The organism is Bacteroidota bacterium, from assembly GCA_016213405.1.
Taxonomy (GTDB): Bacteria; Bacteroidota; Bacteroidia; order Palsa-948; family Palsa-948; genus Palsa-948.
Genome location: JACRAM010000057.1, coordinates 23,407 through 48,001 on the forward strand (window position 1 = coordinate 23,407; position 24,595 = coordinate 48,001).

Consider the following 24,595-nt stretch of genomic DNA (forward strand, 5'->3'; position numbering starts at 1 on the left):
TACAGATTAAATACAGTACAGTGGGAAAAATAAAACGGTTTGAAGATTTAGATATATGGAAATCAGCCATTGAAATTGCTGTTGATATTTATAAATTAAGTGAAGAGGGAAAACTAAAACAGGACTATGGATTAAAAGACCAGATTCGAAGAGCAGCAATGTCAATTTCTGATAATATTGCTGAAGGATTTGAATACGACAACAATAAAGATTTCATTAAGTTTCTGAGATATTCAAAAGGTTCCGCTGGAGAATTAAGAAGCAAGTTGTATGTTCTTCATAAGATTGAATTCATAAATGAAACATTCTATGACGAGATGTATCAGCGATTGATTCTTATATCAAAACAAATTGCAGGATTGATTAAGTATCTAAAAGAATATGAAAAGAAAAACAATAAATAATTCCATCAACCTGTAACCTGTAACTTGCAATCTTCAACATGGATATCATTTCCGCACAAAACATAGTCAAGCGTTTTTCCAACCACACTGCGCTGGATGAGGTGAGCATTTCTGTGCCGGAGAAAAGTATTTTCGGTTTGCTCGGTCCGAACGGAGCGGGAAAGACCACGCTCATCCGCATCATCAATCAAATCACAGCGCCCGATAGCGGAGATGTTTTTTTCGGAGGAGAAAAACTTTCTCCCCGCCATGCGGAACAAATCGGTTATCTGCCCGAAGAGCGCGGGCTGTACAAAAAAATGGAAGTGGGCGAGCAATGCCTTTACCTCGCGCAGTTAAAAGGGCTGAGCAAAAAAGACGCGCAGAAGAAATTAAAAATGTGGTTCGAGAAATTTGAGATGGAGAGCTGGTGGAAAAAGAAAGTGGAAGAACTATCAAAAGGCATGCAGCAGAAAGTTCAGTTTGTGGTTACGGTGCTGCACGAGCCAAGAGTTTTAATATTGGACGAGCCCTTCAGCGGGTTTGACCCTATCAATGCTTCTCTCATCAAAAATGAAATTCTCCGCCTGAAAGAGAACGGCACAACCATTTTACTTTCCACGCACAACATGAGTTCAGTGGAAGAACTGTGCGACTACATTGCGCTTCTCAACAACGCAAAAACAATTCTGCACGGCTCGGTAAAAGAAATCCGGCAGCAATACAAAGCCAATACCTACGAAGTGGAGTTTTCCGGAAACCTCATGACCTTCACCAAAGCGCTCTTCAAAGATTTTGAATTGCTGGAAAAATCGGAAGAAGGTCAGCATTGCAAAGCAAAAGTGAAACTGCTTTACGATAAATCTCCCAACGATTTGCTCAGCACCGTTCTCCCCTATGTGCAGATACTTGGCTTCCGCGAAATACTGCCAAGCATGAATGATATTTTCATTTCAAAAGTTCAGGAAACGGAAGTGCATGCAACCGTTGGTCTTACCGAGTAAATACGAATGAACATAATCATCACAGGCGCCAGCAGAGGAATCGGCTATGAAACCGCAAAGATTCTCTGCAAAGAACACAAGGTAATTGCCATTGCAAGAAGTGTAGAGAAAAGTAAACTGCCGGGAGTAATTCCGATTTCGTTTGATTTTGAAAAGGGAAATATCACAAAAGATTTGCTTCCGAAAATTCTTTCTTCCCTCTCCTCCGGGAGAGGGACCGAGGGTGAGGCAACAGTTGATGTATTGATAAACAACGCAGCCACATTCATCAAAAAACCTTTTGAGCAAATTACACGAAGTGAATTTGAAAAAGTTTTCTGCGTAAATGTTTTTGCAATTGCTGAACTAACACAGGCATTACTGCCTCTAATGTCCTCTCCCCCAATGGGGGAGACAAGAGAGGGGGCTTCGCATGTCCTCAACATCGCCAGCATGGGCGGCATTCAGGGCAGTGTTAAGTTTCCCGGGCTTTCCGCTTACAGTTCAAGCAAAGGAGCGCTGATTACGCTGACTGAATGTTTGGCTGAAGAATATAAGCAGGAAAAACACATGCCTGCCGGCAGGCATGTTTCATTCAACGCCATTGCGTTTGGCGCGGTGCAGACAGAAATGCTTAAAGAAGCATTTCCGAATTTCAAAGCGCCCATCACGGCAGATGAAGCGGCCAAGTTTGTTTCTGATTTCGCAATCAACGGGCAGAAATATTTTAATGGAAAAGTTTTGCAGATGGCACTGAACACACCGTAAAATACAATGGTTAATGATTAATGGATGATGTATAATAGAGTTTATTCCGATTAAGGATTGTATAATGAAATTGGTACAGATAACGGATTGTTACAGATGTACAGAAATACAAATCCATACAGATTCGCATCAATTTGTATTTCTGTACATCTGTATGGTTTCGTTATCTGTACCATAATTTTCTACTGTTTCTTATTCGGAATATTATCTAATGTAAACAGCCAGTCTTTTTTTATTTTTCCATCAACCATTAGCCATTAACCATCAGCCATTATGTCTTCCCCTTTCTCCGCTTTTAAAGAAAAAGAATTCATCTTCTACACGCTCGCGCGGTTCACACTTATTCTTGGCGCGCAGATGCAATACACGGTGGTGGGCTGGCAAGTTAAAGAACTTACCAACGATGCGCTTTCACTCGGACTTATCGGTTTGGCAGAAGCCATTCCGTTCATCTGCATCGCTCCTTTTGCCGGGCATATTGCCGACATCGCTGACCGGAAAAAAATAATTCTTGCAGCAACATTATTCTTTATGATCGCCACTTCATTGCTGTTGTGGTTCACCACCGGTTCTTCTCACGCGATTGAAAACTATGGCGCGCTTCCTATTTATGGCGTCATCTTCATGACCGGAATCGCGCGCGGATTTATCGGTCCCACTTACTTTGCCATTCTTCCGCAGATTGTTTCGCGCGGGCAAATTCCGAATGCAGCCACCTGGAGTTCCACCGTTTTTCACATTGCCGCAGTGGCGGGACCTGCCATGGCGGGATTGATTCTCGGATTCATCGGCATGAAATTTTCATATGCTTCTTCGCTGGCGATGATTTCTCTCTCGCTGATTTTCATCCTGCTGATAAAAAAGAAAGGCGTTCCGAAGAAAACCACCGATGAGTCATTCATAAGGAACTTATCGGCAGGAATCCGGTTCGTTTACAACAACCAGATTGTGTTCAGCGCGCTCTCGCTGGATTTGTTTGCCATACTGTTTGGAGGCGCCACGGCTCTGCTTCCGATTTTCGCTACCGATATTCTTCATGTCGGCAGTCAGGGATTCGGATTTTTACGCGCAGCGCCTGCGTTGGGCGCGGTGGTGATGGCAGGAATTCTGGCTTACTATCCTCAGAAGAAAAACGCGGGAAGAACGCTGCTATGGTGCGTAGCGGGTTTCGGACTCTGCATGATTGCGTTCGCGTTGTCAGAAAATTTTTACCTCTCGCTCTTTATTCTCGCGCTCAGCGGTGCTTTTGACAATGTGAGCGTGGTGGTGCGGCACATCATTTTACAATTATCCACTCCCGATGAAATGCGCGGGCGCGTTGCCGCAGTGAACGGAATGTTCATCGGCTCATCCAACGAAATAGGCGCGTTTGAATCGGGTGTGGCGGCAAAACTTTTAGGATTGGTTCCATCGGTGATATTTGGCGGCTGCATGACGATTGGAATTGTGGGGCTTGTGGCGAAGATTTCTCCCAAGCTGAGGAAATTAGATTTGAAGACGATTCATTAACTCAGGACTTACACACTTAGGACTTTACGCAGAAAGTGGTACAGATAGCGAAATGTTGCGAATTTACGAAAGGTACAGCCAGCTGTTTATTCGAAAATTCGTATTTTTTAGTTATCTTAGGACTTACGCAAAAGAAGAATAGAATGCTGATAACGCTGATTTTTATGATTTCCGCTGATTTGATCCGCGATTATCTGCTTAATCTGTGTCATCTGCGTTCCATTTTTAATTGTTTGCGTAAGCCCTGTATCTGTACCATTCTTGCGAAAGTCCTATATATAAATTATTGAAATTTTGCACGGTAGAATGATTCTCTGGTGAGGGAAAATGATTCTCTGGTGCGGGAGAATGATTCTCTGGTGAGGGAAAATGATTCTCTGGTGAGGGAGAATGATTCTCTGGTGAGGGAGAATGATTCTCTGGTGAGGGAAAATGATTCTCTGGTGAGGGAGAATGATTCTCTGGTGAGGGAAAATGATTCTCTGGTGAGGGAAAATGATTCTCTGGGGCTGAGAAATTATTTTTCCGTGCGGTAGAATGGTCGCCTTCCTTCCTGCACAGACACCTCTTCTCCCACTTAAACATTTTCGGATGGGCGATAACAACAGAGTGTTTAGGGTTTACAGTTTTCGGTTTACGGTTTTTTGTTGGTAAGTACAACTTTTGGTTCTTTGAATAAAGCATTTGCTTTGTTGGTTATATGTCTAAACTATTCTTGGTTCTGCCGATAGATTACGGATAGTTCATCGACAAAAACCCATCACTCGTCTAAATGTTAAGTAATTGTTGCTAAAACGCGGGATTTATGGCGTACACTTGCAAATTAATAATGTAAATTTATAGAGCAGGATTTTAATTTTTCCGCTATATGTAATGATGAATTTTTACAAATCATATTTATTTACTGTTGTTTTCTCCTCATTTATTTTTTGTAATTCGGGTTTTGCCACTGTCATTATTAATTCTGGCGTTGCAACAAACCCTAACGGAAGTTTTGAAAATGCAACCAGCACTCCAGCAGCCAACGGATGGACTGCCGTAAACGATGCAAGGAATAAATGGATAGTAAACACCGCCACCGCTTTTGCAGGAACTAAAAGCATATATATAACTACTAATGCTGGAACTACTAATGATTACGATAATACAGCTACTCGTGTATCACATTTTTACAGAGATGTTACCTTTCCTGCAGGCGAGACCTGCATTACACTAACATTTAACTGGAAAGGAGACGGAGAATCTTGTTGCGACCACCTAAAAGTTTATTTGACAAGCACTGCAACCGCTGTTACAGCGGGAACAGAGCAGGCATCGTTAGATTTAATTGGAGGACCTTATAATGCGCAAACAACTTGGCAAAGCGCTACTATCACAATTCCGGCATCAAATGCAGGAACAACAAAACGTTTGGTTTTCAGTTGGAGAAATGATGCTTCAGTTGGAACAAATCCTCCGGCAGCAGTAGATAATATTTCACTTATTTCATTAGCTCCTGTAGTTCCAACTTATGCATCGCTTGGCTACACACAAGACTTTGAATCATGGACAAGTTCATGCGGTGCTGGAATAAATGATATACCGAGTACCAATTGGGCTGCAAATCCTTCTACCGGAAATAATTCATGGCGCAGAGATGATGAAGGCGCGCTTGCTGCATGGGGTGTACCGGGTTCTTACATTTATTCTCCGGTATTTACCACCACTGCCCATTCAGCACGGTTTCACAGCGGAAACGCGACAAGCGGCTTGCAGGGTATTTTAGATTTATATGTTGACTGCAGCCCTGCCGGCACCAAAACTTTAACTTTCGATTATATAAATACGAGCGGCACCGATGTGCTTGATGTGTTGCAATCTACCAACGGAGGCAGCACCTTTCCCACCACGCTGGGCTCTTATGCCGTTGCCGGAAGCTGGACACAACAATCCATTAGTATTACAACCACTTCAGCCACCACGGTTATACGGTTCAGGGCTACTGCCGATTATGGTTCTACTGATATTGGAATTGATAATTTAAGATGTTTACTTCCCTGCTCCGGCACTCCCGCAGGCGGCACGGCTTCGGCTTCGCCTGCATCAATATGCCTCGGGCAGAGTTCTACCATTTCTGCATCGGGTTATACAGTTGCCGGTGGCATAACTTTTCAGTGGCAATCATCACCCAATCCTATTACTACATGGACAAATATTGCAGGGGCAACTTCATCCACCTACACAGCCACTCCTGGAGCGAGCACCAACTACCGCTGTGTAATTACCTGCTCGAACAGCGCATTATTCGCCTACTCGGCAAGCACCTTAGTAACCATTACCGGAACACCTACTTATGCTACCATCCCTTACTCTCAGAGTTTTGAAGGTCCATGGATAAACCGTTGCGACACCCGCGATATTCCAACAAATGCATGGATAAACACACCTGCCACAGGAAATAATTCATGGCGAAGAGATGATGATGGAGCCGCTGCCGCATGGTCTACTCCGGCAGGAGGTGTCTATGCACCTACCAGCACTCTTGGCACCTATTCTGCCCGTTTCCATTCTGCCTGGGCTTCCAGCGGTTTGCAAGGAAATCTGGACTTATATGTTAACCTCAGCCCTGCCGGAACAAAGTCATTGTGTTTTGATTATAATAATACCAGCGGAAGCGATGTGCTTGATGTGATGCTTTCAACAGATGGAGGCGCAACATTTCCTACTACTCTTTTAACTCTGCCACCCAATTCAGGATGGACAAACCAAACTGTTAATATCACTTCAACCTCTGCTACCTGTGTACTACGATTCAGAGGCACTTCCGATTATGGCAGCACAGATATCGGCATTGATAATCTCTGGCTTGGAGTTCCCGGAGTTCCCGGCTGCGCTACCTATACTTCACCTGCAAATGGCGCATCGGGAATCACCTGCGGGATAAATGCCATATTGAACTGGACTGCACCTGCCGTTACCGCCTGCAACCCTGCAACCAGTTATGATGTGTATTTTGGCACTGCTGCTGCTCCGCCATATCTTACCAATGTTACTTCTTTATTCTATAATCCCGGAACGCTTTTGCCAAGCACTACTTATTACTGGAGAATAGTTCCGCGCAATGGCGGAGGCGCTGGCGCCTGTGCAACGGTTTGGTCATTTGCAACAGGCGCTTCATACACTCCTTCGCAAACCACACCGCCTATCACCGATGGTTTTGAAACCTGCACCGACTGGACAATAGTGAATGGCGCTCAACCCAATGTATGGATAAGAGGCACAAATACTTTTTATACAGGAGCCAATTCAATGTATATTCATAATGGGGGAGGTACAGATAATGATTATGATATTACTGCAACATCAACCGTTCATTTTTATAAAGACATAACTTTTCCTGCGGGAAGCAATGATTATGCGTTGAGATTTTATTGGAAAGGAATGGGAGAAAGCGCTTCGTATGATTATCTGAGAGTATTTTTTGCTCCTACTTCGGTTACTCCGGTTGCCGGAACACAGGTAAGTTCCACTTATGAGTTAACTCCTTATGTATATAATCAATCGGCAACATGGCAGCAGTTTACAAATACATTGCCTGTTGCCTGCGGAGGAAACGAAACATGGCGGCTTATTTTCTCATGGTGGAATGATGGAGGCGGAGGCACACAACCGCCCATTGCCGTTGACGATATTCAGATAACCACCACCCCGCGCACAGGAACCACTTGCGCCAATCCTGTGAACATCACTTTGCCGTATTTAAAAACAGGAGAAACCACCGCCTGCATGGGCGATGATTACACCAATGCAAGTGTTGCTTCCTGCGGCTCAAGTTATGAATCAGACAATGATAAGGTATATAAAGTATTGGTAGGCGCTGCCGGTTGTGTTAATGTTACACTCAGCAATACCAGTTCCACCTCTATCGGTTTTCAGGTTTATAATGGCTGCCCGGATGTGAGCGGAAGCACCTGCATATTTAATTCTACCACCGGCACCATTGGCGGATTTCTTACTGCCGATATTAACATTCCTTCAGCCGGATACTATTATGTTATTGTAGACAGTTGGTCGGTTCCGGGTGATTATGTAAATTATGATATTACCATCAGCGCACCAGGCGGAAATACAGCTAACGACCCTTGCAGCGGAGCCATACCCTTAACGCTTGGCGTGAGCGCAAATGGAGACAACACCTGCACCAACGCTATGGGTGAGCCGGTAGCCCCCGCCTGCTGGACAACCGGAGCGATGAATACAATTTGGTACAGAGTTACTATACCTGCATCCAGAGACCTTGTCATAAAAACCACTGCCGGTTCATTATTGAAAACACAAATTGATGTCTATAGAGGCAATTCCTGTGCTGGACTAACCTATGTTGACTGTAATCAGGATGCGGCATCCTGCGGAACACAATACGACCATTCTTATTTAAATCTTCAGAATATTGGCGCAGGCACTTATGCCTATATAAGAGTAGATGGCGAGGATAATCTCGTTGGTACTTTCTCCATTCTGGTTATTGATGGAAACAATATAGCCCTTCCTGTATTGCCTCCTGTAGTAGGTCAGGATTGCGGACCGGTTCTAACATATACAAATCCTATTTGCGGTCAAACCACCACGGTTGCCAATCCCGGTAATTTTGCATTCGGCAATATCTGTGATTTTACCGGCACCGGAATATGTCTTGCCAGCGGAGAAAAAAGTTCTACATGGTACACCATCAACATCAATGCAAACGGAACTCTTGCATTTGATATTGTTCCCAATGATTATGGCAACCCGAACCCACTGACCGGACAATCCAATCCGGGGTATATCTCGCCTGGCGATGAAACCGACTACGATTGGTCATTATGGAGATGGTCAGCCGCTTGTAATGGCACAGGTGATGGCACATGGTGTTGTACCGAAATTGCTGCTGCAACTGCTCCCTCTACGCCCACTCGATGCAATTATAGTTATCTCGGAGTAACCGGACTGTATACAACAACAGGAACAGCCCCGCCTGCTTATGCGGGATTTGGTGGCGCATATGAAGCAAATTTAGCAGTCACCAATGGAGAAATTTATGTTCTTGCCGTCAGCAACTATGCGAATGATTATGTTTCAGGATACACACTAAAATTCAGCGGCACTTCGCCCATTGCCTATTCTACACCGGGTTCCACCATGACTTGGGGAAGCAGCACAAGCAACGCGTGGGTTCAGGCAGGAAATTGGGGAGGATGCGGTCCGCCTAACTGCGGGATAAATGCCATCATTGCTTCAGGAGGAGCTCAGCCCATAATCAGTTCAAATGTAAACGTTCAGAATATTACTATCAATGCCGGAGCAACTCTGATGATTAACCCAAACTGCACGCTGACTGTTTGCGGTGACTTTATCAATAACGGAACGCTTACGATGGCATCTACCGCAACACTGCTTTTTAATAATGGCGCTGTTGTGCAGAACATCAGCGGCTCATTGACCGGAGCAAATAAAATCGGAAATCTTGTTATTAATAAAACAGGCGGCAGCCTTATACTGGCAGCAGCAACACCTCTTGACATAGGAGGAAATTTTGTAACTCAAAATACGACCAGTGTTTTCAATGGCAATAATAATGTGATAAAAATTGCCGGCAACTTCAGCACGGCATCAAACGTAACCGTTACGAATTTCCCCAATGTTGAATTTAACGGAACCATTCCTCAAACGTATACCAACAGTGCCGGAACTATAACCTGGACCAATGTTACTATGAATAATTCGGGCGGAGGAATGACATTGACAGGAACCGCCACCAGCAACTTAGTGATTGCAGGAATATTAACCTTAACCAATGGAATTATTTATACTGCCAATCCTCCATTATTAATAATGAATGCCGGCTCTTCAGTTCCTTCGCCCTACGGAAGTATTATAAGTTTTGTTGACGGACCGATGCAGAAAATCGGAGCCACCGCTTTTGTATTTCCTGTTGGTGATGCTTTCAACCGTTGGGCAAGAATAGCGATTTCTGCCCCAACAGCTGCTTCCACTTTTCAGGCGCAATATTTTTTCACGCCTTATACAAATATTACTTCTATGTGCGCTGCACCTCTTCCGGTGCTGAATAATGTAAGCGGATTTGAATATTGGCAACTTGACAGACCTGCAGGCACAGGAAACGCAGCGGTTACTTTATATTGGGAAAATGCTGCCAGCAGTGGGATAAACAGTTGCACAGGCACTCCGGGTGATTTAGTAGTTGGGCGTTTCACGGGTGCTTGCTGGGAAAATAAAAATCTAGCAGCCGTTAATCCTTACACAGGTTCTTGCGCTGGTACTGCAGCAGGAACAGTAACTTCTGATGTTGTTACTGCTTTCAGTCCTTTTACTTTTAGTTCAAAATCACCGGGAGTCAACCCGCTTCCTGCTGAACTTTTATCCTTCACAGGAAAAAGTAATGGGGAAGAAAATATTCTTGAATGGGTAACTGCTTCTGAAAGAAACAACGATTATTTTACGCTGGAACGCGGAACGGATGGATTTAACTTTGAAAAACTTGCAGTAGTGGATGGAGCGGGCAACAGCAGTACCACAAAGCATTATCAATCCATAGACAAAGAACCTTTTATCGGCATTAATTATTACCGGCTGAAGCAAACTGATTTTGATGGTTCAGTAAAATACGCTGCAAATATTATTGTGATTGATTTCAAACAAGCGCCTCATTATCTGTTTTACCCTAACCCTGCAAATAATGAAATAATGGTTTACACCACATCCTTGCAGGAAGAAAATATCGCCATTGATATAGCAGATGTTTTTGGAAGAAAAATGATGCAGCAAAAACAACTGACTGTGAAAGGAATCAATCAGGCGGAAAGCATTGACATCAGCAATTTTGCGGAAGGAATTTATTTTGTTATCATCAGCGATATGAATAACAAAACCATTTCTCAGCAAAAGTTTGTGAAGAGGAAGTAACGCCCTCTCTCTCCTTTTTCTTTTTATTCTTTCTTTCCTCTGTTTATTGCTGTGCTGCAACCGCGCTCAGTAAATAGAAAAGTTATATTTTCGCTTATCATCTCAAAAACACCTTATCATGAAAATCGTTAAAGGAATATTAATTGCGCTGGTAGTTCTGGCAGCAATAGTTTCAATTGTCGGATTTCTTTCACCCAAACACGTGCATGTTGAGCGTTCGCTCACTATCAGTGCACCGGCAGAAATCATTCACGAGCAGATTAACAATCTTAAAAACTGGGAAAAGTGGTCGCCCTGGCAAAAGATGGACCCTGCCATGAAAACAGAATATAGCGGGAGCGAAGCAGGTGCGGGCGCCTCTTCAAAATGGACAAGCGAAAATAAAAATGTAGGAAGCGGAGATATGACGATTACTTCCAGCACACCGGATTCTATTACTACTGCAATAAACTTTATGGAAAACGGAACCGCTACGGGAAAATTTATTTTTGCAAAATCAGACAGTGGAATAAAAGTTACATGGAGCATGGAAAGCGATATGGGAATGAATCCTATCGGAAGAATCTTTGGTTTGTTCATGGACAAAATGATGGGACCTGATTTTGAAAAGGGATTAGCGGGCATTAAAGAAGTAGCAGAAGCAATTCCAACAGGACCAAAAAAATACCGCGGCTTTGAAGTAATGGAAATGGATTCGCCCGAAATGGTTTACATCGGAAAAAAAGATTCTTTGGGCTGGGCTCAGATTTCGGAGTTCTACCAGAAAAATCTTCCCGCTATTTTTGAAGCGGTTGGAAAAGCAAAACTTGAACCAGCGGCTTCTCCTTCAGGATTATATTTCAGCTGGGACACGGTGAACAAAATCGCTGTAATGGCTGCCGCCATTCCCGTGAAAGGAGATTCAAAAACAAAAGTGAAAGGGTTTGAAACATTTATTCTTCCCGCAGGAAAAATGCTTCACATCGCCTACATGGGCGGCTACAACGGAATTGGCACAGCGCACATGGCAATGGATGACTACATGCATGAAAAAGGATTCATGCAACTCACGCCCATTGCTGAAGAATATGTTACTGACCCGGGCAAAGAACCCGATTCAACCAAGTGGCTGACGAATGTGTATTACCCTGTGAAGTAATTAAAAGCTAAGAATTTGTAATACTGTGTAACTAATTACAGTTTGAAAACGTCCAAGCAATATTAAAAGAGTATTCTTCTTAAATTTACCTTTAAAACAATAATTACATGAAAAACAAATCAATCATTGTCATGCTTTCGATAGCAGCAATGAGCGTGTTGCTTGTTACAACAAGCTGCCGAAAAAGGAAAGAATTCAAAAATGAAAACGGGCAGTCATCGGAAGACAACCGCAACATTCAGAGCCAAACCGATCAGGGTGTAAGCGATGCCAACACAGCTATCGGCAATTATTCATCCATGTCAGGAAGAAGCACCCAGCTTCCTTCGGTTTTGACAACCATTTGCGGTGCATCCATTGATAGTATAGGTCCAGGTATTGTCAAAATTAATTATGATGGTACCGTGTGCAACAACCGAAAAAGAGAGGGCTCCATCCGCCTCACCATTCTGAATTATTCAAGCGGAGTGCGATGGAAAAATGCGGGTTGTGTTTTACAGGTTGAATATTTAAGTTATAAAGTAACACGCGCCTCTGACGACAAGAGCATTAAATTTGACGGCACTCACCTTGTGACCAACGTAAACGGTGGAACTTGGTTTGATTTGATTTTCTTAGGTCAGCCAAGTTTGATTCATACTGTTACTCCCAGCGGTGCGCTTACCTGCACGTTTGAAGACGGAAAATCTGCTACCTGCAACCTGAACCGAAAATTCACTTACGTATGGGCAAACAGTGTTCTTACCTGCACAGGCGAAGGAACAGGCTCTTACAACAGTTTAAGTAATCTTGAAAACTACGGCACTACCCGCAATGGCGATGCATTCACTAGTCAGGTTACAACCCCTGTTATCTGGAACACTACTTGCGGTGCATGGGCTCCTGTTCAGGGAGAAGTGAGCGTTGTTGTGGAGGGCAAAGAGTTCAACTTAATTTGCACATTTGGTGTGGATGCCAGCGGAAATCCAGTTCCGGTTGTGGCAAATGATTGCCCTTATGGATGGAAACTCTACTGGAAATACAAGAAAAAAGATAAAACAAAAATATTCGGGTATCACTAAAAATTAAAACCTTCAGTAATAATAAAACCCATTCCGCACTGCGCGGGATGGGTTTTTAATTTTTGATCTTTTCGGATAACCAGCTCTACCTTAATCTTTCACCTTTTCAAATACAATCCTGTAATGATCAAAGATGTGCCGGGTGAACACATGCAGGTTGGCTTGTATTTTAAACCTGCGCATCCATTCTCTGAAAGTGGGGTCAAATAAATAATCGGGGATGAAAGATGCGAAAAGCAAATACTTGCGGAAACTGAATTTAGTAAATGCGGCTGTCCACCGGTGAATGGTTTCGATGTAATCGAACCTGCCGCTGTCAACCGATATTAATTTGAAATGTTCTTCGGTGGCGGGGTTAATCAATCCTTCTTTTCCATAGGGAAGCCATGAGCCGGGAAACACACGGCAGATGATATCCATGTATTCTTCGTTTGTAAATTCTTTTTTGCTTAAATCGGTTTTATCAAAGGGGATATCTTCGAACTTCACCATATTAGGACCGAACACCATTGATTGGCAATAAAAACGTCCACCTACTGGAAGCAAACTGGCTACTTGCTTAAAATATTTTTTATAAATTTTTTCCTGCTCGCCTGCTGCATATTCTTCCACAGAACATAAATGTTCGGGGCTTCCCATTGCAGTTATGGCATCAAACTTTCCGAATGTTTCAGGAGTAATATCTTTAGAGTTCATGTGTTTAACTTTCAAACCGTTTTTTATGCAGGCATCCGCCTGTCCTTTGGCTAATACCACACCATACGCATCTACTCCCATCCCGCCTAAATAATCTACAAAGTTGCCCCACCCGCATCCCATATCCAACACTTTTGAGCCGTTTTTGATATTACATCCATCAATAATGAACTGGTATTTTTTGAGTTGCGCTGCTTCCGTGGTCATGGAAAAATCTCCATCAAACCGGGCGCAGCTGTAAGCGCCTTTGTCGCCTAAGCTTAAACGGAATATTTTATCCATCCGTGTATAGTGCGCATCTAAGTGTTTTTGGTCTGCCATGTTTTTTTATTTTTTATTTGTTCTATGGAGTAAATTTCTATCTGTTTATATGGAGAAGTAAAAACCACTTAATGCCCTCGACAAAAGTGCTAAAAATACTACAATCACAATAATTACAAGTATGATTACAATAACTATTTTATTAGTAACAGAGCTATTATTTTCCTGCATTTGCTTGTCGGTTTTCGCTTTTGAATCCCAATTATAGGATGCTACATCTGTTCTTAAGATAGATTGTTCAACTTTGCTCATCGCAGAATCCTGCGAAACGGAAACTTCATTTTTTACATAGTAAATACGCACAGAAGTTTCTCTGATGATTTTGCAATGAATCGTATCACCTCTTTTTGTTATGATAATACCATCGGCAACGCTTTTGTTTTCATTCAAGATTAAAGGTGGTTCGCTGAAAACTACAGGAGGTTTTTTCTTGAAGGAGATAGTTTGAATATCAGAGTTATTGTCAGCGCTTAATACATCTTCATTAAAAACAGTTTCTGTTTCTGCCTGCCCCGACAAAGCCTGGGTGTTTTCTTTTCTTGCTGTTTGTTTTTCTTCCGGATTATTTCTCTTGCTGTTCCACTCAATATGATAACCGGGCATATATTTTCTTTGTTCAATAGTGCACGAAGTAATAAATGAGAGAAGAAATAACAGGAGCAGGAGCTTTGTTTTTATTGTGTTTTATTTTTGTATAATGAATTTTTTTGTTGCTGTTTCTTGTTTAGTTTGAATTTGATCAGTTGTTTCATCTTTAATAACAATCCTTGCTCTTGCACATTTTGAAAAGGAGATAGAATCTTTCTTCTCAACATTATTATGTGTTTTTTGTTTTTTTGTACTGTCATCTGTTTGTACAAACATAGGCACCCAAAGAAACATGGACAAACTTATAAACATATGTATTTTGAATAAGTTACGTATTGCTTTGTTTTTATTTCCATCATCCACCACTTAAAGCCCTGCAGAAGCAAGAGCAATAAAAATTATAAAACCGATTATTCCTTTTGCCACGGATGCGCCACCCGCTGCTTTTTTTGTTCTCATTTTCACCATTTCATTTTCATAACCATTGCGATATAATTTCTCATCCACACCCGAAGGAATTTTTTCAAACGACACTTTAGAATTTATTGCTGCGGATGAAACAAACGGAGAACCGAAAGTCATGCCCGTGCAAAAGCCACCAGCCGCCCAACCACCTTTGTAATTCCGAACAGCATCGCTCACTCCGCGCTGATAACTTTGATAATAATAAGATGACTGCATATTATTCCATTTTTCTTTTTCATCTACTTCTCCCAAAGGGACAGAAACCTGAAGTTTCTTTTTTGCATCATAATAATCATCTGCATTTGTTTGAGCAGGAATCGTTCTTTGTTCGTTTGCCACCAGCCCTAAAGGGTGCTGCGAAGTATCTGGTATTTCTTTCTTCATGTTCTTCCCTGCTTCTTCTCCCTTTAAGGTTGGGGCAGGCGTTTCAGGTTTTTGCTCGGGCCACTGCAAATAAGTTTTTACAGCACTCTTCGTGATGCTTTTCTTCGTATCGCTTCCGGCTGGCAGATATGAAATCACCCATTCATCTTCCTTTAGAATAAAACAGCGAATGGTGTCTCCATAATAGGGAACAATTAAATCATAATTTTTTTTCAGGATTTTTTTCTCTTCATTAAATGTAATGAGATAAGTGGGCGTTTCAATTTTTTTTACATCCGAAGTTTTTACATCCATAAGGTTTCCATTTATAACATATTCCACCTTTGTGGTATCAATTTTCCAGAGGCGAACATGTTTTATTTCCTTTCCTGAAAAAAGTTGAATGCGGCTATTGCCCTGGGGCAGGGTGCTATCTTGCGCCAGCAAGACGTAAGATGTTCCGAAGGGATTGAGACCAAGCAGAAAGCAGATGGAAAGAAAAATTATGCTGATGACCGACAGCCGGTTGCTGATTACTGATATATATAATATTATTTTCATGAAAATTAGTTTAGTAATTCAGATAATGCGTTTCGGGTTTGTTGTTATGAAATTCAAGCTTCAAGGGACCCCATTTGCTTTCAGTAAATTCAATCCTGCTAATAACATCCATCATCTTATCATGTGTGCTTGAATTCTTTTCGTACACAATCCAGTATTCTTTTATTTCCAGAAGATTGATGTTCTTTATTACAGAGTTATCCTTTTCAATAATTTTTCCTATTCCGAGTGCTTTTATGTCTTCCGGTTTGGTAAGGTCAGGCGCTTTGTTTTGCATGGCTGATGAAAAAGAGAACACCAGTGCAAATGAGAGGATAATTAAGTTAGACATGGTTTGTATTTTTTGATTGCACCGATTTTAAAAATGATTACACCGATTCTTTTGCTTTAATCGGTGTAATCATACTGTTTCTCATCGGTGAAATAGGTGAAGGTTTATTGAACTCTTGGTTTTTTATAAATATTAAACCCGAATGAAACGCCAACCGTTGTTCCTGCCTTATCAGGCACTACAAACACATTCACGGGAATATTCAGGTAACCAGATTTAAATGTTCTTCCTACAGCTAAAACCAATCGGGCGGACAGAGCAGAAGAACCGCGGCTGTCTAATCGTTTTTCAGTCGAATAGGGATTGGGTACAGGGCGAGGAATGCCGGCAACTGTATCCATAATATTCCACTCATTCTCTAAGTGCCATGCATCGTTGCCAGCACCTAAAGAATTATTTGTATCATAAAATCCTTTTGCTTTTTGAACAATTCTGAAACTGGGACCGAAAGCAAATTCCCATCCTCCTTTTCCAAATCTGAAGCCATTCATAAAAGTTACGGAAGGAATGAACTTACCCGATTCAAGCCCGCTGATCATAGGGATGAACTCCACCAGTGCCTGAAAATTTCCGGCACTCAGGTATTGCCATTCATGCTGCCATCCGCAATCGAACATTACAGGATACATATCAAAACCGCCTTTGTCAGCTGAAGGCTCCTGAAGAACTTTTGCTCCATCGCCAAACACCATTGAGCCGCCCATTCTTGGACCATTCAATCTCAGTTGCGTCTTCGGGCTTTCAACAGGCGTATCGTAATTGATAAGAAGGTTCACCAAGTTTTGGTCAGGCGTAATACCCATCATCTTCTGCACCGAAATAGCTATCATCTTCTGCAATTCGGGCTGTAGATTCAGATACTCAGTCGCATCTTGTTTCTCAACCACTTCTGTTTTTACATCAATCACTTTAAGTGAGATCACAATCTTTTCTCCGAATCGCTCCACGCTTCCTGTAATCATCTTGTCAACTCCCAGCGATTTTCCAGCCGCCACCACGCATGATTTTCCAAAACAGGTTTTCGCATCAATGTTGTTTTTCTTCACACCTTCTGCCACATCGTATTTGTCCATTACATTGTACACGTTTGCTTTCTCCATTTCGAGCCGAACCATGTAGCCGACTGCTTCAGCATCTGATATAACGCCTTTGCTGTCAATACCCAGCACTGCTGCCACGGGCTTGGCTTGGTTTTGTGCACTTGAACTAATGATTGCCCCGCACATTATAATACCGAGCATCATTGTTTTGATTGTTTGATTTGTTGTTTTCATTGTTGTTGATTTTGATTTTAATTGTTATTGTTATAAAAATATTTCTTAGAAATAAAATCTCACGAGCAAGTTGGTTTCAGTCGTGATAGAAGTGGAGGCATAATCCTCCTCTTGGTAATAAGAACCAGACGGATAATCCGCATTGGATTTTGTGCGCAGTAATCCCACTTCGGTGCCAACGCTGAAATGCCCGCTTAAAAAATATTCTCCGCCCAGCACAAGCCCCACCGCGCTGTTAGTAAAGGTTGCGGTAGTTTTATTATATGTAGTTATAGTATTATAAGGAGGGTTGGGATTATAGGTTGTGGTTTGTTGCACACCCTCATCACTGTTTTTAGATGCTATGTATTTTAATCCCGCATATAAATTGGTTTTTTCTTTTTGCCACATTCCATACATGCCCGCTCCGTAGGCAAAACTTTTGTTGACTAAATCTTCTTTCAAATATTTATTGTAACTTTTCGTTTGAAAATAACCAACTTCAGGTTGTATTCTGAAATTCGGATGGGCGTTAATGGTTACCACTATCCTGTTGCCGGCAGGCATAACATATTCGTATTGGCTTTGTAATAAATCATTCAACAGGTTGGATGATTTCAGCCCTATGCCTATGATTCTATCCTTCTGTTTTTTCTCATCAGCAGGTTTAGTGGGCGCTGTAGGAATTTCCTGTGCTTTTGTAAATGCACTTGCTGCAAGCAACAGTGTAATGATTGTGAGTTTTGTTTTCATTTTAATTGATTTTGGTTTGTGTTTGTTTTCCGTTTGACCCGTTGGATGTTATCCTACGGGTTTTGATGAAACAAAGATGTGCCCTATTGGCGAAGAGAAAAAACGGATTTGAGATAGAGAGAAACTGAACTCTTAGCGATTTCTGCAAAAAGAGCGCGGTACTATGCTTGAAGGCAGGTGTTTTTGCATTTTATGCAAATGGAAAAAGTAAATTATTGAATACTGCAAAAGAATTTTCGCACAATGTTGATTTAAACTAAACTTTCTTTGTATTTAAATGCACTTTTGTATTTGTGTTTTAACCCGAAATAGATAAAAAGCAAGCTAAATAACATTATCATATGCGAAATATCATTATGATTAAACCATGAAGCAAGTGATATTTTTTTTGAATGAATATAAATGGTAGAAAAAGATATAATAAAACCAGAGAATATCATCGCTTTATATTTTCGGGTGCGGATTGATGTTGGAAAATACAATACAACAAGTTGCACTAAGCCAACTAATGAATTGACAGAAACAACCAAAAAGTTTTTAAAATAAAATACGCAAGCGAAAAAAACAAATAGCTGCACCAGAGAAATAGTAAAAAATAATTTATGCTTGTTAACATCAGCTATTTCTTCTTTACATGCCGCTACTTGTGCATAAAACAAAGAAACGCCTGCAATGCACTGCATGATAAGCCAAGTAATTATATAGTAGCCGGAAGTGTGTTCCCAAGGCAAGCCATGAACCACAACACCCAAAAAAGTGGATACACAAAGAAATAAAAAGAATAATCGCCATTGAGTAATGTAAGTATTCCCTATCCGCAGTTTTGACAATGATTTGTAACACCAAAAACAAAAAATTGCCAATAAAAGATCGGTGAAGGCGGTTACCATAACTGAATTATATTTTGCCTGCTAATTTTTCAGTTCTTCCCATAATCTTTAAAAGATTTATATGAGAAGATAATGCCTGAAAAATTGTATTTTCTCTAAACCTGATATTATGTTTTAAAGCAGTTGCCCGTATTATTTGAGTAAGATCAAAATAATGAATATGGCAAACGGAAGAAAAAAGGTGATGAGCGATATGAGTGTTAAGCCCTCCGCTTAACCAAAATAATATCTTGTTATTAACGCCAAAGTTGGTAGTCACTTCTACCTGATGCACTGCCCAGCTATTATCTATTATGCCATTATCTGGTTCAGGAAATGGACTGTCATCTAACGCATGAACAGGAAAAAAGATGATGGCAAGAAACACGCCCAAAACAAAGTGCATTAAAAAAAAGCCGATTAATATTTTCCAGCAGACAAGATTTATAAAAACTAATGGAATGACCAAAGCATACGTAAAGTAAACCAGTTTAGAAACAAATAAAATCAGATATTCTTTTTTGGGATGATTATAAAAATTATTATTTCCGAATTTTTTTGTGGCGAACAGTTGAAAATCTTTTATGAAAATCATGTATAAACTTGTGACCGGATAGAGCAGCGGCACATAGATATGCTGATAGCGATAAAACCATTTTAGTTTAACATGGTTCACCAATCTTGCAATTTTTATTTGTTCAATATCCATATCATAACCAGGAACGTTGGTAAAAGAATGGTGAGAAACGTTATGCTTTATATCCCAAATATACCTGTTCACGCCTATTAAATTGAAAGAATATGAAAATAGTTTATTCAGTTTTGAATTACTAAACAGAGCATTGTGCGAAGCATCATGAGAAATATTAAAGGCAATTAATGCTTGTGAAAGTCCGAATAATAACGCAAGCAGCAGCAGGGTTTGTTCACTAAACCTGTTACTTAATAAAGCGGCATAGGAACCAAAGAATAAAAAAGCAATAATTACCATTTTAAGAATCATGGCTCTATTCGCCTTTTTTCCATATCCTTTTGAAATAAAATAGTTATCAGTTTTTTCTTTAACCTCTTTGTAAAAAGGAGTATGTAATGGTCTGCCAAATTTGATTGTATTATTTTCCATGACTTTTTTTATAAAAACCTTTCCAACCCGGTTTGATGCTGGGCTGGAAAAGTTTAAAAGATGTTTTCAACACGGCTGCGGCTTTAACCCGTTGGATTTTATCCTACGGGTTGGAGATTCACATCCTGAGTGAGGTCGCCTCCTTCGGGAATGTTAAGGGCTTTGGTGTCGGTGACGAATAATGGTTTTGCAAATTCCATATTGCCGGGTCCCACAAAACCGGTTACAAGTTCAAAGTCGCCATTGGCATCGGTTACTGCGCTTTCGTTGGTTTCAACCAGGCGCGCGCTCATTCCTGCAAGGGCGGCTGCGGTAACGGCATGGCGCCCTTTTCCGCGGATGGTTGTTTTCACAGTGCTGACATACACCAATCCCCATTCGCGGGCTTTGTTGCGCTTGCTGGTGATGGGTTCTTCATTAAAAAATGTTTCCACTTCGTCCCAAACTTTCAAAATTATTTTGTCGGCTTCTTCGCGCTGGTCTTCCACATCTTCCTGCGCGCTGTCATAATTATTTTTTGCCGTGCTCTGCGCAATGTTGGCATTCTTGAAGGCGTTGTATTCAAAAGTTACTTCAGCAATAGTGGGCATCGCCATGGGCGCTCCGCCTGCGGCAATGCGCGCGGCATCTCCGTCAATCAATCGCTGCCACCACTGGGTGAGCAGGGGTTCGGTGCTGATGTCAGGGACGCTGTTTGAGTTCACATCCAACTGGTAAAATGCGCGGTGCGATGGGGGAAACATTCCTCTATCCACTCCATTATTAAATGCCTGAATGAAATGCGATACGAACATGCGCGCTCTTGCCTGAGCGGTTTCTTTCACCGTGGTGGAATCGGTTTGCGCCTGAAGTTTGTTTGCCCGCGCCTGCATCAGCGATGAAAACAGCGGCTGCATGGCATCCAACCGTGTGATAGTGTTTGGAGTAATGGCGATGTTAGCCGGTGCGGTGTTGTCTTTTTTGGTTTTTGCTCCGCTCAGGGCGATGTTGCGCTTTTCGTCTGAGTCGGGAAGTTTTCTTGTTATGCTCATTGTGATTGATTATTGGTTATTGTTTAGTGATTATTTATTATTAGTTGTTTTTTTGCCTCTCGCATTTGTGCGATACTATGTTTTAAACTTTTTTACGCCTCTCGCATTTATGCGAACTAATGTTTCAATCTTTTTTATACCTGTCGCATTTGTGCGAACTCATATTTTGAACTTTTTTATGCCCCTCTCATTTATACGAACCCATGTTTCAAACTTTTTTCTCCCTCTCGTATTTGTGCGAACCCATACTTCAAACTTTTTTCTACCCTTCGGATTTGTGAAAACCCATCTTTCAAACTTTGTTTTGCCCTTCGGATTTGCGCGAACCCATGCTTTAAACTTTTTTATGCTCATTGTATTCTTAATTTATATCCATTAATATTCTGAGCGGAACACCCAATGCTTTTGCAATATCACGCACATACAAAAAACCAGGATTTACTACCCCGCGTTCTAACCGCTGTATGCTCGACTTGTCTCTATTCATTTCATAGGCAAGTTTCTCCTGGCTGTAACCCAATTGCCTTCTAATCCATTTAATCCTTGCTATAAGTTTCAGCAAATCGGCATCTATATATATGTGAGAACTTTTTGGCATTGCTAATATCGGTTATAGTTATTAAAGGATGGGCAACACATTTGTTGTCGGGTAGTTTGTATGATGACCTATTTTTATTTTCATACAACAAATGTAAGTCGGCTTATCCGGCAATAAAAACGGATTTGAACTAAAAGAAATTAAAAACCAAATGGAATCTTGCAAAAGCTTGCCCGAAACTGTAAAACGAAATCACTTTTTGCATTTTTCGCCAATGCATAATTGATAAAAATCATATCTTGCAAAACATTTCTAATGAAATAATTACAATTCGATAAACTAAAATGGAAGAAACCACAACAAAAAATCCTATCCAGTTAAAGTTTTTTGAAAAGTTAAAGCATCTTGCGCCTGCAAACATTTCGCTTGCCAATGAAATAGCCGATGTGCTTGAAATAAGTGCCGATGGCGCTTACCGCAGAATGCGCGGTGAAAGCGTGCTGAGCATGGATGAAATGGTGAAACTCTGCCGCCATTATAAAATTCCACCTGATGCCATTGTGGCTTCAGACGAAAATACTTCCGCCACTTTCCAGTTCCGAAAAATGATTCAGGATGAATCGGGGTTTGAAGATTACCTGAAAAATATTTACAATGATTTGCAGCGGATAAACGCCTCTCATCCCAAGCAGATTATTTATGCGGCAAGTGATATTCCCATCTTTCACCAGTTTTACCTTCCTGAATACGCGGCATTCAAAATGTATTGGTGGCAGAAAGCTATTTTGAATTTACCATCCGTTGAAGGAAAAAAATTTGACCCTTCCGAAATCAGGAATGATTTCATTGAAACCTGTAAGCGCATCACCGATACCTATATTCAAATCCCTTCTATAGAAATCTGGCATAACGATACTTTTTCAAGCAACCTCGCCATGCTTGACTTTGCCTGGGAATCGGGCTGGTTTGATTCTAAGGAAAAAGCTTTCTTAGTTTGCGACAGCCTGACAAAAATTCTCAACTCGCTTGAAAAGCAGGCAGAAAAAAGTTCTAAATTCATTAAAGAAGAAAAGTGGGCTGAGAATGAGGGGAACTTTACCTTCTATCACAGCGAAGTGATTCTTACCAACAATCACATTTTTGTTACTGCGGGAAATGCACGGGTGCTTTATCTCACGCACAATACATTTAATTCCATGGCAACCACCAATAAAGTCTTCTGTGATGAAACCGAATCATGGCTGAAAAACCTGATGAAGAAATCTACTCAGATAAGCGGGATGGGAGAAAAGCAGCGCCACAAGTTTTTCAAAAAATGCCATGAAAAAGTTTCTGCTGTTGTTACCCGTATTTCAGAATCCTGACGGATAATCAAAGCAGGCAATACGGAGTTTACTTCTTTTTCTTCTTCGCTGTTGGTTTTTTAGCCGCAGTTTTTTTTGCCACAGGAGCCTTCTTCGCTACAGGTTTGCTAACTTTCTTTGCCGGGCTTTTCTCTTTTTTCTTAGTTGCTTTTGTTTCGGTATGGACTGGTGCTTCTCCGAAGGAGTCCTTATGGACAACCGCAGAGACTGTTTCTGCAACAACCGGTTTAACCACTTCAACTGCAGGAGTAACTACTTCTGCTACTTGCGGTTTAACTGCTTCAACAACCGGCTTTTTCACGATTTGTTCAGCGGCTATTTTCGGCAGGTCTTTCAACACTTTTACCTTACGAACCGGAGCAGCCGGGCGAATACCTTTGCTTTTTTTGCGAGGACGGCTAACTCCTGTAGTGCCTCTCCATATTTTTCCTCTTTTGGTGCGGATATCTCCTTTTCCCATGACTTTATATTTTTTTGTTACTATTTAATTGGGTCGCAAATATATGCAAATATCCCTACGAGGCTTTGGAAGAATTTCGGATAAAATCCTTTTCTAAAATTTCAGATTTCGGAACAGAATTTTTTAGCCACTGGAGGAGAATTTCCTGTTCTTCTTCAGGTGATAACTTCCAGTTCACAGAAGTTTTTTTCAGGCGTGAAGCAAGCGTATAAAGCGTAACAGCAGCCGAAACAGAAATGTTTAAGCTCTCGGTAAATCCCACCATAGGAATTTTTACAAACCCATCTGCTTTTTCAAAGGCAACAGGAGTTGCACCCCGCATTTCTGTGCCAAAGAAAAGAGCAGTTTTATTTGTGATGTCGAGTTCTTCTATGGAGCAATCGTTTTTATGAGGAGAAGTGACAACGATTTTATATCCGTTCTTTTTCAAAAAAGCAATACAATCTTCTGTATTATTTTTTTTTGCGTTGTGTTTGATAAGCGTAATCCATTTTGCTGAACCCAATTCCACATCGGGGTTTGCTTCAAACTTGTTTTGATTTTCAATTACGTGTACATCCTGAATGCCGAAACAATCGCATGAACGGAGCACAGCAGCAGCATTGTGAGGCTGGTAGATGTCTTCAAGTACAACAGTAAGATGGCGAGTGCGGTGCTGAATAAGCGCATCAAACTTTTGCATGCGGCTCTCCGTGATGAAGGAGGAGAGATATTTTATTAGTTCTTGATTCATTGATTACTTTGGCTGTCACGCTGAGCGGAGTCGAAGCGCTTTCACTTTTTTAGAATTCAAATGGCTTGTTTCATTTTTACAAATCGAAAGTTCCTTGAGGTCATCCCACTTATCTTGAATGATAGCCTCTTTCTTTTTTCTTGACCATTTTTTAATCTTCTTTTCTATGGCAATTGCCTGATGTATGTCATTATACATTTGATAAAAGACTATCTCTAAAGGTCGTCTTGAAAAAGTATAACATTCTGAATCAATTCCTTCTTCGTGTTCTATGAAACGCCTTTCCAGATTATTTGTAACGCCAGTATAATATGAATCATCAGAGCATTTGAGTATGTACACATAATAATTTTTCATTTCTC

The 24,595-nt window shown here is 41.2% G+C and carries 22 protein-coding genes and 1 pseudogene; 9 read left to right on the forward strand and 14 right to left on the reverse strand.

The window, feature by feature from the left end:
• The first annotated feature begins 20 nt into the window (after window positions 1-20).
• From HY841_06655 to HY841_06690, 8 genes are all read left to right on the forward strand, one after another.
• The gene (locus HY841_06655) at window positions 21-404 is read left to right on the forward strand and encodes a four helix bundle protein (GenBank protein ID MBI4930424.1); all 384 of its coding nucleotides are present in this window, start codon (window positions 21-23) and stop codon (window positions 402-404) included.
• A 38-nt stretch (window positions 405-442) separates the two neighbouring features.
• The gene (locus tag HY841_06660) at window positions 443-1,387 is read left to right on the forward strand and encodes an ABC transporter ATP-binding protein (protein ID MBI4930425.1); all 945 of its coding nucleotides are present in this window, start codon (window positions 443-445) and stop codon (window positions 1,385-1,387) included.
• Window positions 1,388-1,393: 6 nt separating this feature from the next.
• Complete coding sequence (locus HY841_06665) at window positions 1,394-2,134, forward strand: SDR family oxidoreductase (GenBank protein ID MBI4930426.1); 741 nt, start codon at window positions 1,394-1,396, stop codon at window positions 2,132-2,134.
• 273 nt (window positions 2,135-2,407) lie between these two features.
• Complete coding sequence (locus HY841_06670; GenBank protein MBI4930427.1) at window positions 2,408-3,643, forward strand: MFS transporter; 1,236 nt, start codon at window positions 2,408-2,410, stop codon at window positions 3,641-3,643.
• A 317-nt stretch (window positions 3,644-3,960) separates the two neighbouring features.
• Window positions 3,961-4,179 carry a hypothetical protein gene (locus HY841_06675; protein ID MBI4930428.1) on the forward strand — a complete coding sequence of 73 codons (219 nt, stop codon included), beginning with the start codon at window positions 3,961-3,963 and terminating at the stop codon, window positions 4,177-4,179.
• Between the two features lie 337 nt (window positions 4,180-4,516).
• Window positions 4,517-10,585, forward strand: a complete 6,069-nt coding sequence (locus tag HY841_06680; protein ID MBI4930429.1) for a T9SS type A sorting domain-containing protein — start codon at window positions 4,517-4,519, stop codon at window positions 10,583-10,585.
• 118 nt (window positions 10,586-10,703) lie between these two features.
• Entirely contained in the window at window positions 10,704-11,723 is a 1,020-nt protein-coding gene (locus HY841_06685) for an SRPBCC family protein (GenBank protein ID MBI4930430.1), read from the forward strand.
• Between the two features lie 107 nt (window positions 11,724-11,830).
• Window positions 11,831-12,784, forward strand: coding sequence for a hypothetical protein (locus HY841_06690; GenBank protein MBI4930431.1), 954 nt, complete (start codon window positions 11,831-11,833; stop codon window positions 12,782-12,784).
• Between the two features lie 90 nt (window positions 12,785-12,874).
• Here HY841_06690 and HY841_06695 read toward each other — a convergent pair whose 3' ends face one another.
• From HY841_06695 to HY841_06745, 11 genes are all read right to left on the reverse strand, one after another.
• Window positions 12,875-13,801, reverse strand: coding sequence for a class I SAM-dependent methyltransferase (locus HY841_06695; protein ID MBI4930432.1), 927 nt, complete (start codon window positions 13,799-13,801; stop codon window positions 12,875-12,877).
• Window positions 13,802-13,846: 45 nt separating this feature from the next.
• Entirely contained in the window at window positions 13,847-14,404 is a 558-nt protein-coding gene (locus HY841_06700) for a hypothetical protein (protein ID MBI4930433.1), read from the reverse strand.
• An 81-nt stretch (window positions 14,405-14,485) separates the two neighbouring features.
• Window positions 14,486-14,752 (reverse strand): hypothetical protein, encoded by a 267-nt coding sequence (locus HY841_06705; GenBank protein MBI4930434.1) that lies wholly within the window; start codon window positions 14,750-14,752, stop codon window positions 14,486-14,488.
• Window positions 14,753-14,755: 3 nt separating this feature from the next.
• Window positions 14,756-15,778, reverse strand: coding sequence for a hypothetical protein (locus tag HY841_06710; protein ID MBI4930435.1), 1,023 nt, complete (start codon window positions 15,776-15,778; stop codon window positions 14,756-14,758).
• A gap of 10 nt (window positions 15,779-15,788) precedes the next feature.
• On the reverse strand, window positions 15,789-16,109 hold the full coding sequence (locus HY841_06715; GenBank protein MBI4930436.1) for a hypothetical protein: 321 nt from the start codon (window positions 16,107-16,109) through the stop codon (window positions 15,789-15,791).
• Window positions 16,110-16,213: 104 nt separating this feature from the next.
• A complete protein-coding gene (locus HY841_06720) occupies window positions 16,214-17,383 on the reverse strand; it encodes a hypothetical protein (protein MBI4930437.1) in 1,170 nt (389 codons plus the stop codon).
• Window positions 17,384-17,428: 45 nt separating this feature from the next.
• On the reverse strand, window positions 17,429-18,115 hold the full coding sequence (locus HY841_06725; GenBank protein ID MBI4930438.1) for an outer membrane beta-barrel protein: 687 nt from the start codon (window positions 18,113-18,115) through the stop codon (window positions 17,429-17,431).
• A 251-nt stretch (window positions 18,116-18,366) separates the two neighbouring features.
• Window positions 18,367-19,005 carry a hypothetical protein gene (locus HY841_06730; protein MBI4930439.1) on the reverse strand — a complete coding sequence of 213 codons (639 nt, stop codon included), beginning with the start codon at window positions 19,003-19,005 and terminating at the stop codon, window positions 18,367-18,369.
• Between the two features lie 7 nt (window positions 19,006-19,012).
• A complete protein-coding gene (locus HY841_06735; GenBank protein ID MBI4930440.1) occupies window positions 19,013-20,107 on the reverse strand; it encodes an acyl-CoA desaturase in 1,095 nt (364 codons plus the stop codon).
• 98 nt (window positions 20,108-20,205) lie between these two features.
• A complete protein-coding gene (locus tag HY841_06740) occupies window positions 20,206-21,138 on the reverse strand; it encodes a hypothetical protein (protein MBI4930441.1) in 933 nt (310 codons plus the stop codon).
• A 361-nt stretch (window positions 21,139-21,499) separates the two neighbouring features.
• On the reverse strand, window positions 21,500-21,736 hold the full coding sequence (locus HY841_06745; protein ID MBI4930442.1) for a helix-turn-helix transcriptional regulator: 237 nt from the start codon (window positions 21,734-21,736) through the stop codon (window positions 21,500-21,502).
• Window positions 21,737-22,020: 284 nt separating this feature from the next.
• Between HY841_06745 and HY841_06750 the strand changes: the two genes are divergently transcribed.
• Entirely contained in the window at window positions 22,021-23,040 is a 1,020-nt protein-coding gene (locus HY841_06750) for a hypothetical protein (protein ID MBI4930443.1), read from the forward strand.
• Between the two features lie 382 nt (window positions 23,041-23,422).
• On the opposite strand, the pseudogene HY841_06755 reads toward HY841_06750, so the two are convergent.
• The 3 genes and pseudogenes from HY841_06755 to HY841_06765 form a co-directional block, all read right to left on the reverse strand.
• Window positions 23,423-23,500, reverse strand: a pseudogene (locus HY841_06755) (30S ribosomal protein THX).
• Between the two features lie 55 nt (window positions 23,501-23,555).
• A complete protein-coding gene (locus HY841_06760; GenBank protein ID MBI4930444.1) occupies window positions 23,556-24,233 on the reverse strand; it encodes an RNA methyltransferase in 678 nt (225 codons plus the stop codon).
• A 15-nt stretch (window positions 24,234-24,248) separates the two neighbouring features.
• The gene (locus HY841_06765; protein MBI4930445.1) at window positions 24,249-24,590 is read right to left on the reverse strand and encodes a GIY-YIG nuclease family protein; all 342 of its coding nucleotides are present in this window, start codon (window positions 24,588-24,590) and stop codon (window positions 24,249-24,251) included.
• Window positions 24,591-24,595: the final 5 nt, after the last annotated feature.

Excerpts from the sequence above, each read along its gene's own strand:
- HY841_06715 (MBI4930436.1), bottom strand. The coding sequence starts at position 16,109 with ATGTCTAACTTAATTATCCTCTCATTTGCACTGGTGTTCTCTTTTTCA.
- HY841_06665 (MBI4930426.1), top strand. The coding sequence starts at position 1,394 with ATGAACATAATCATCACAGGCGCCAGCAGAGGAATCGGCTATGAAACC.
- HY841_06735 (MBI4930440.1), bottom strand. The coding sequence starts at position 20,107 with ATGGAAAATAATACAATCAAATTTGGCAGACCATTACATACTCCTTTT.
- HY841_06730 (MBI4930439.1), bottom strand. The coding sequence starts at position 19,005 with ATGGTAACCGCCTTCACCGATCTTTTATTGGCAATTTTTTGTTTTTGG.
- HY841_06720 (MBI4930437.1), bottom strand. The coding sequence starts at position 17,383 with ATGAAAACAACAAATCAAACAATCAAAACAATGATGCTCGGTATTATA.
- HY841_06685 (MBI4930430.1), top strand. The coding sequence starts at position 10,704 with ATGAAAATCGTTAAAGGAATATTAATTGCGCTGGTAGTTCTGGCAGCA.
- HY841_06740 (MBI4930441.1), bottom strand. The coding sequence starts at position 21,138 with ATGAGCATAACAAGAAAACTTCCCGACTCAGACGAAAAGCGCAACATC.
- HY841_06660 (MBI4930425.1), top strand. The coding sequence starts at position 443 with ATGGATATCATTTCCGCACAAAACATAGTCAAGCGTTTTTCCAACCAC.
- HY841_06750 (MBI4930443.1), top strand. The coding sequence starts at position 22,021 with ATGGAAGAAACCACAACAAAAAATCCTATCCAGTTAAAGTTTTTTGAA.
- HY841_06680 (MBI4930429.1), top strand. The coding sequence starts at position 4,517 with ATGATGAATTTTTACAAATCATATTTATTTACTGTTGTTTTCTCCTCA.
- HY841_06745 (MBI4930442.1), bottom strand. The coding sequence starts at position 21,736 with ATGCCAAAAAGTTCTCACATATATATAGATGCCGATTTGCTGAAACTT.
- HY841_06670 (MBI4930427.1), top strand. The coding sequence starts at position 2,408 with ATGTCTTCCCCTTTCTCCGCTTTTAAAGAAAAAGAATTCATCTTCTAC.
- HY841_06725 (MBI4930438.1), bottom strand. The coding sequence starts at position 18,115 with ATGAAAACAAAACTCACAATCATTACACTGTTGCTTGCAGCAAGTGCA.
- HY841_06695 (MBI4930432.1), bottom strand. The coding sequence starts at position 13,801 with ATGGCAGACCAAAAACACTTAGATGCGCACTATACACGGATGGATAAA.
- HY841_06765 (MBI4930445.1), bottom strand. The coding sequence starts at position 24,590 with ATGAAAAATTATTATGTGTACATACTCAAATGCTCTGATGATTCATAT.
- HY841_06710 (MBI4930435.1), bottom strand. The coding sequence starts at position 15,778 with ATGAAAATAATATTATATATATCAGTAATCAGCAACCGGCTGTCGGTC.
- HY841_06760 (MBI4930444.1), bottom strand. The coding sequence starts at position 24,233 with ATGAATCAAGAACTAATAAAATATCTCTCCTCCTTCATCACGGAGAGC.
- HY841_06690 (MBI4930431.1), top strand. The coding sequence starts at position 11,831 with ATGAAAAACAAATCAATCATTGTCATGCTTTCGATAGCAGCAATGAGC.
- HY841_06700 (MBI4930433.1), bottom strand. The coding sequence starts at position 14,404 with ATGCCCGGTTATCATATTGAGTGGAACAGCAAGAGAAATAATCCGGAA.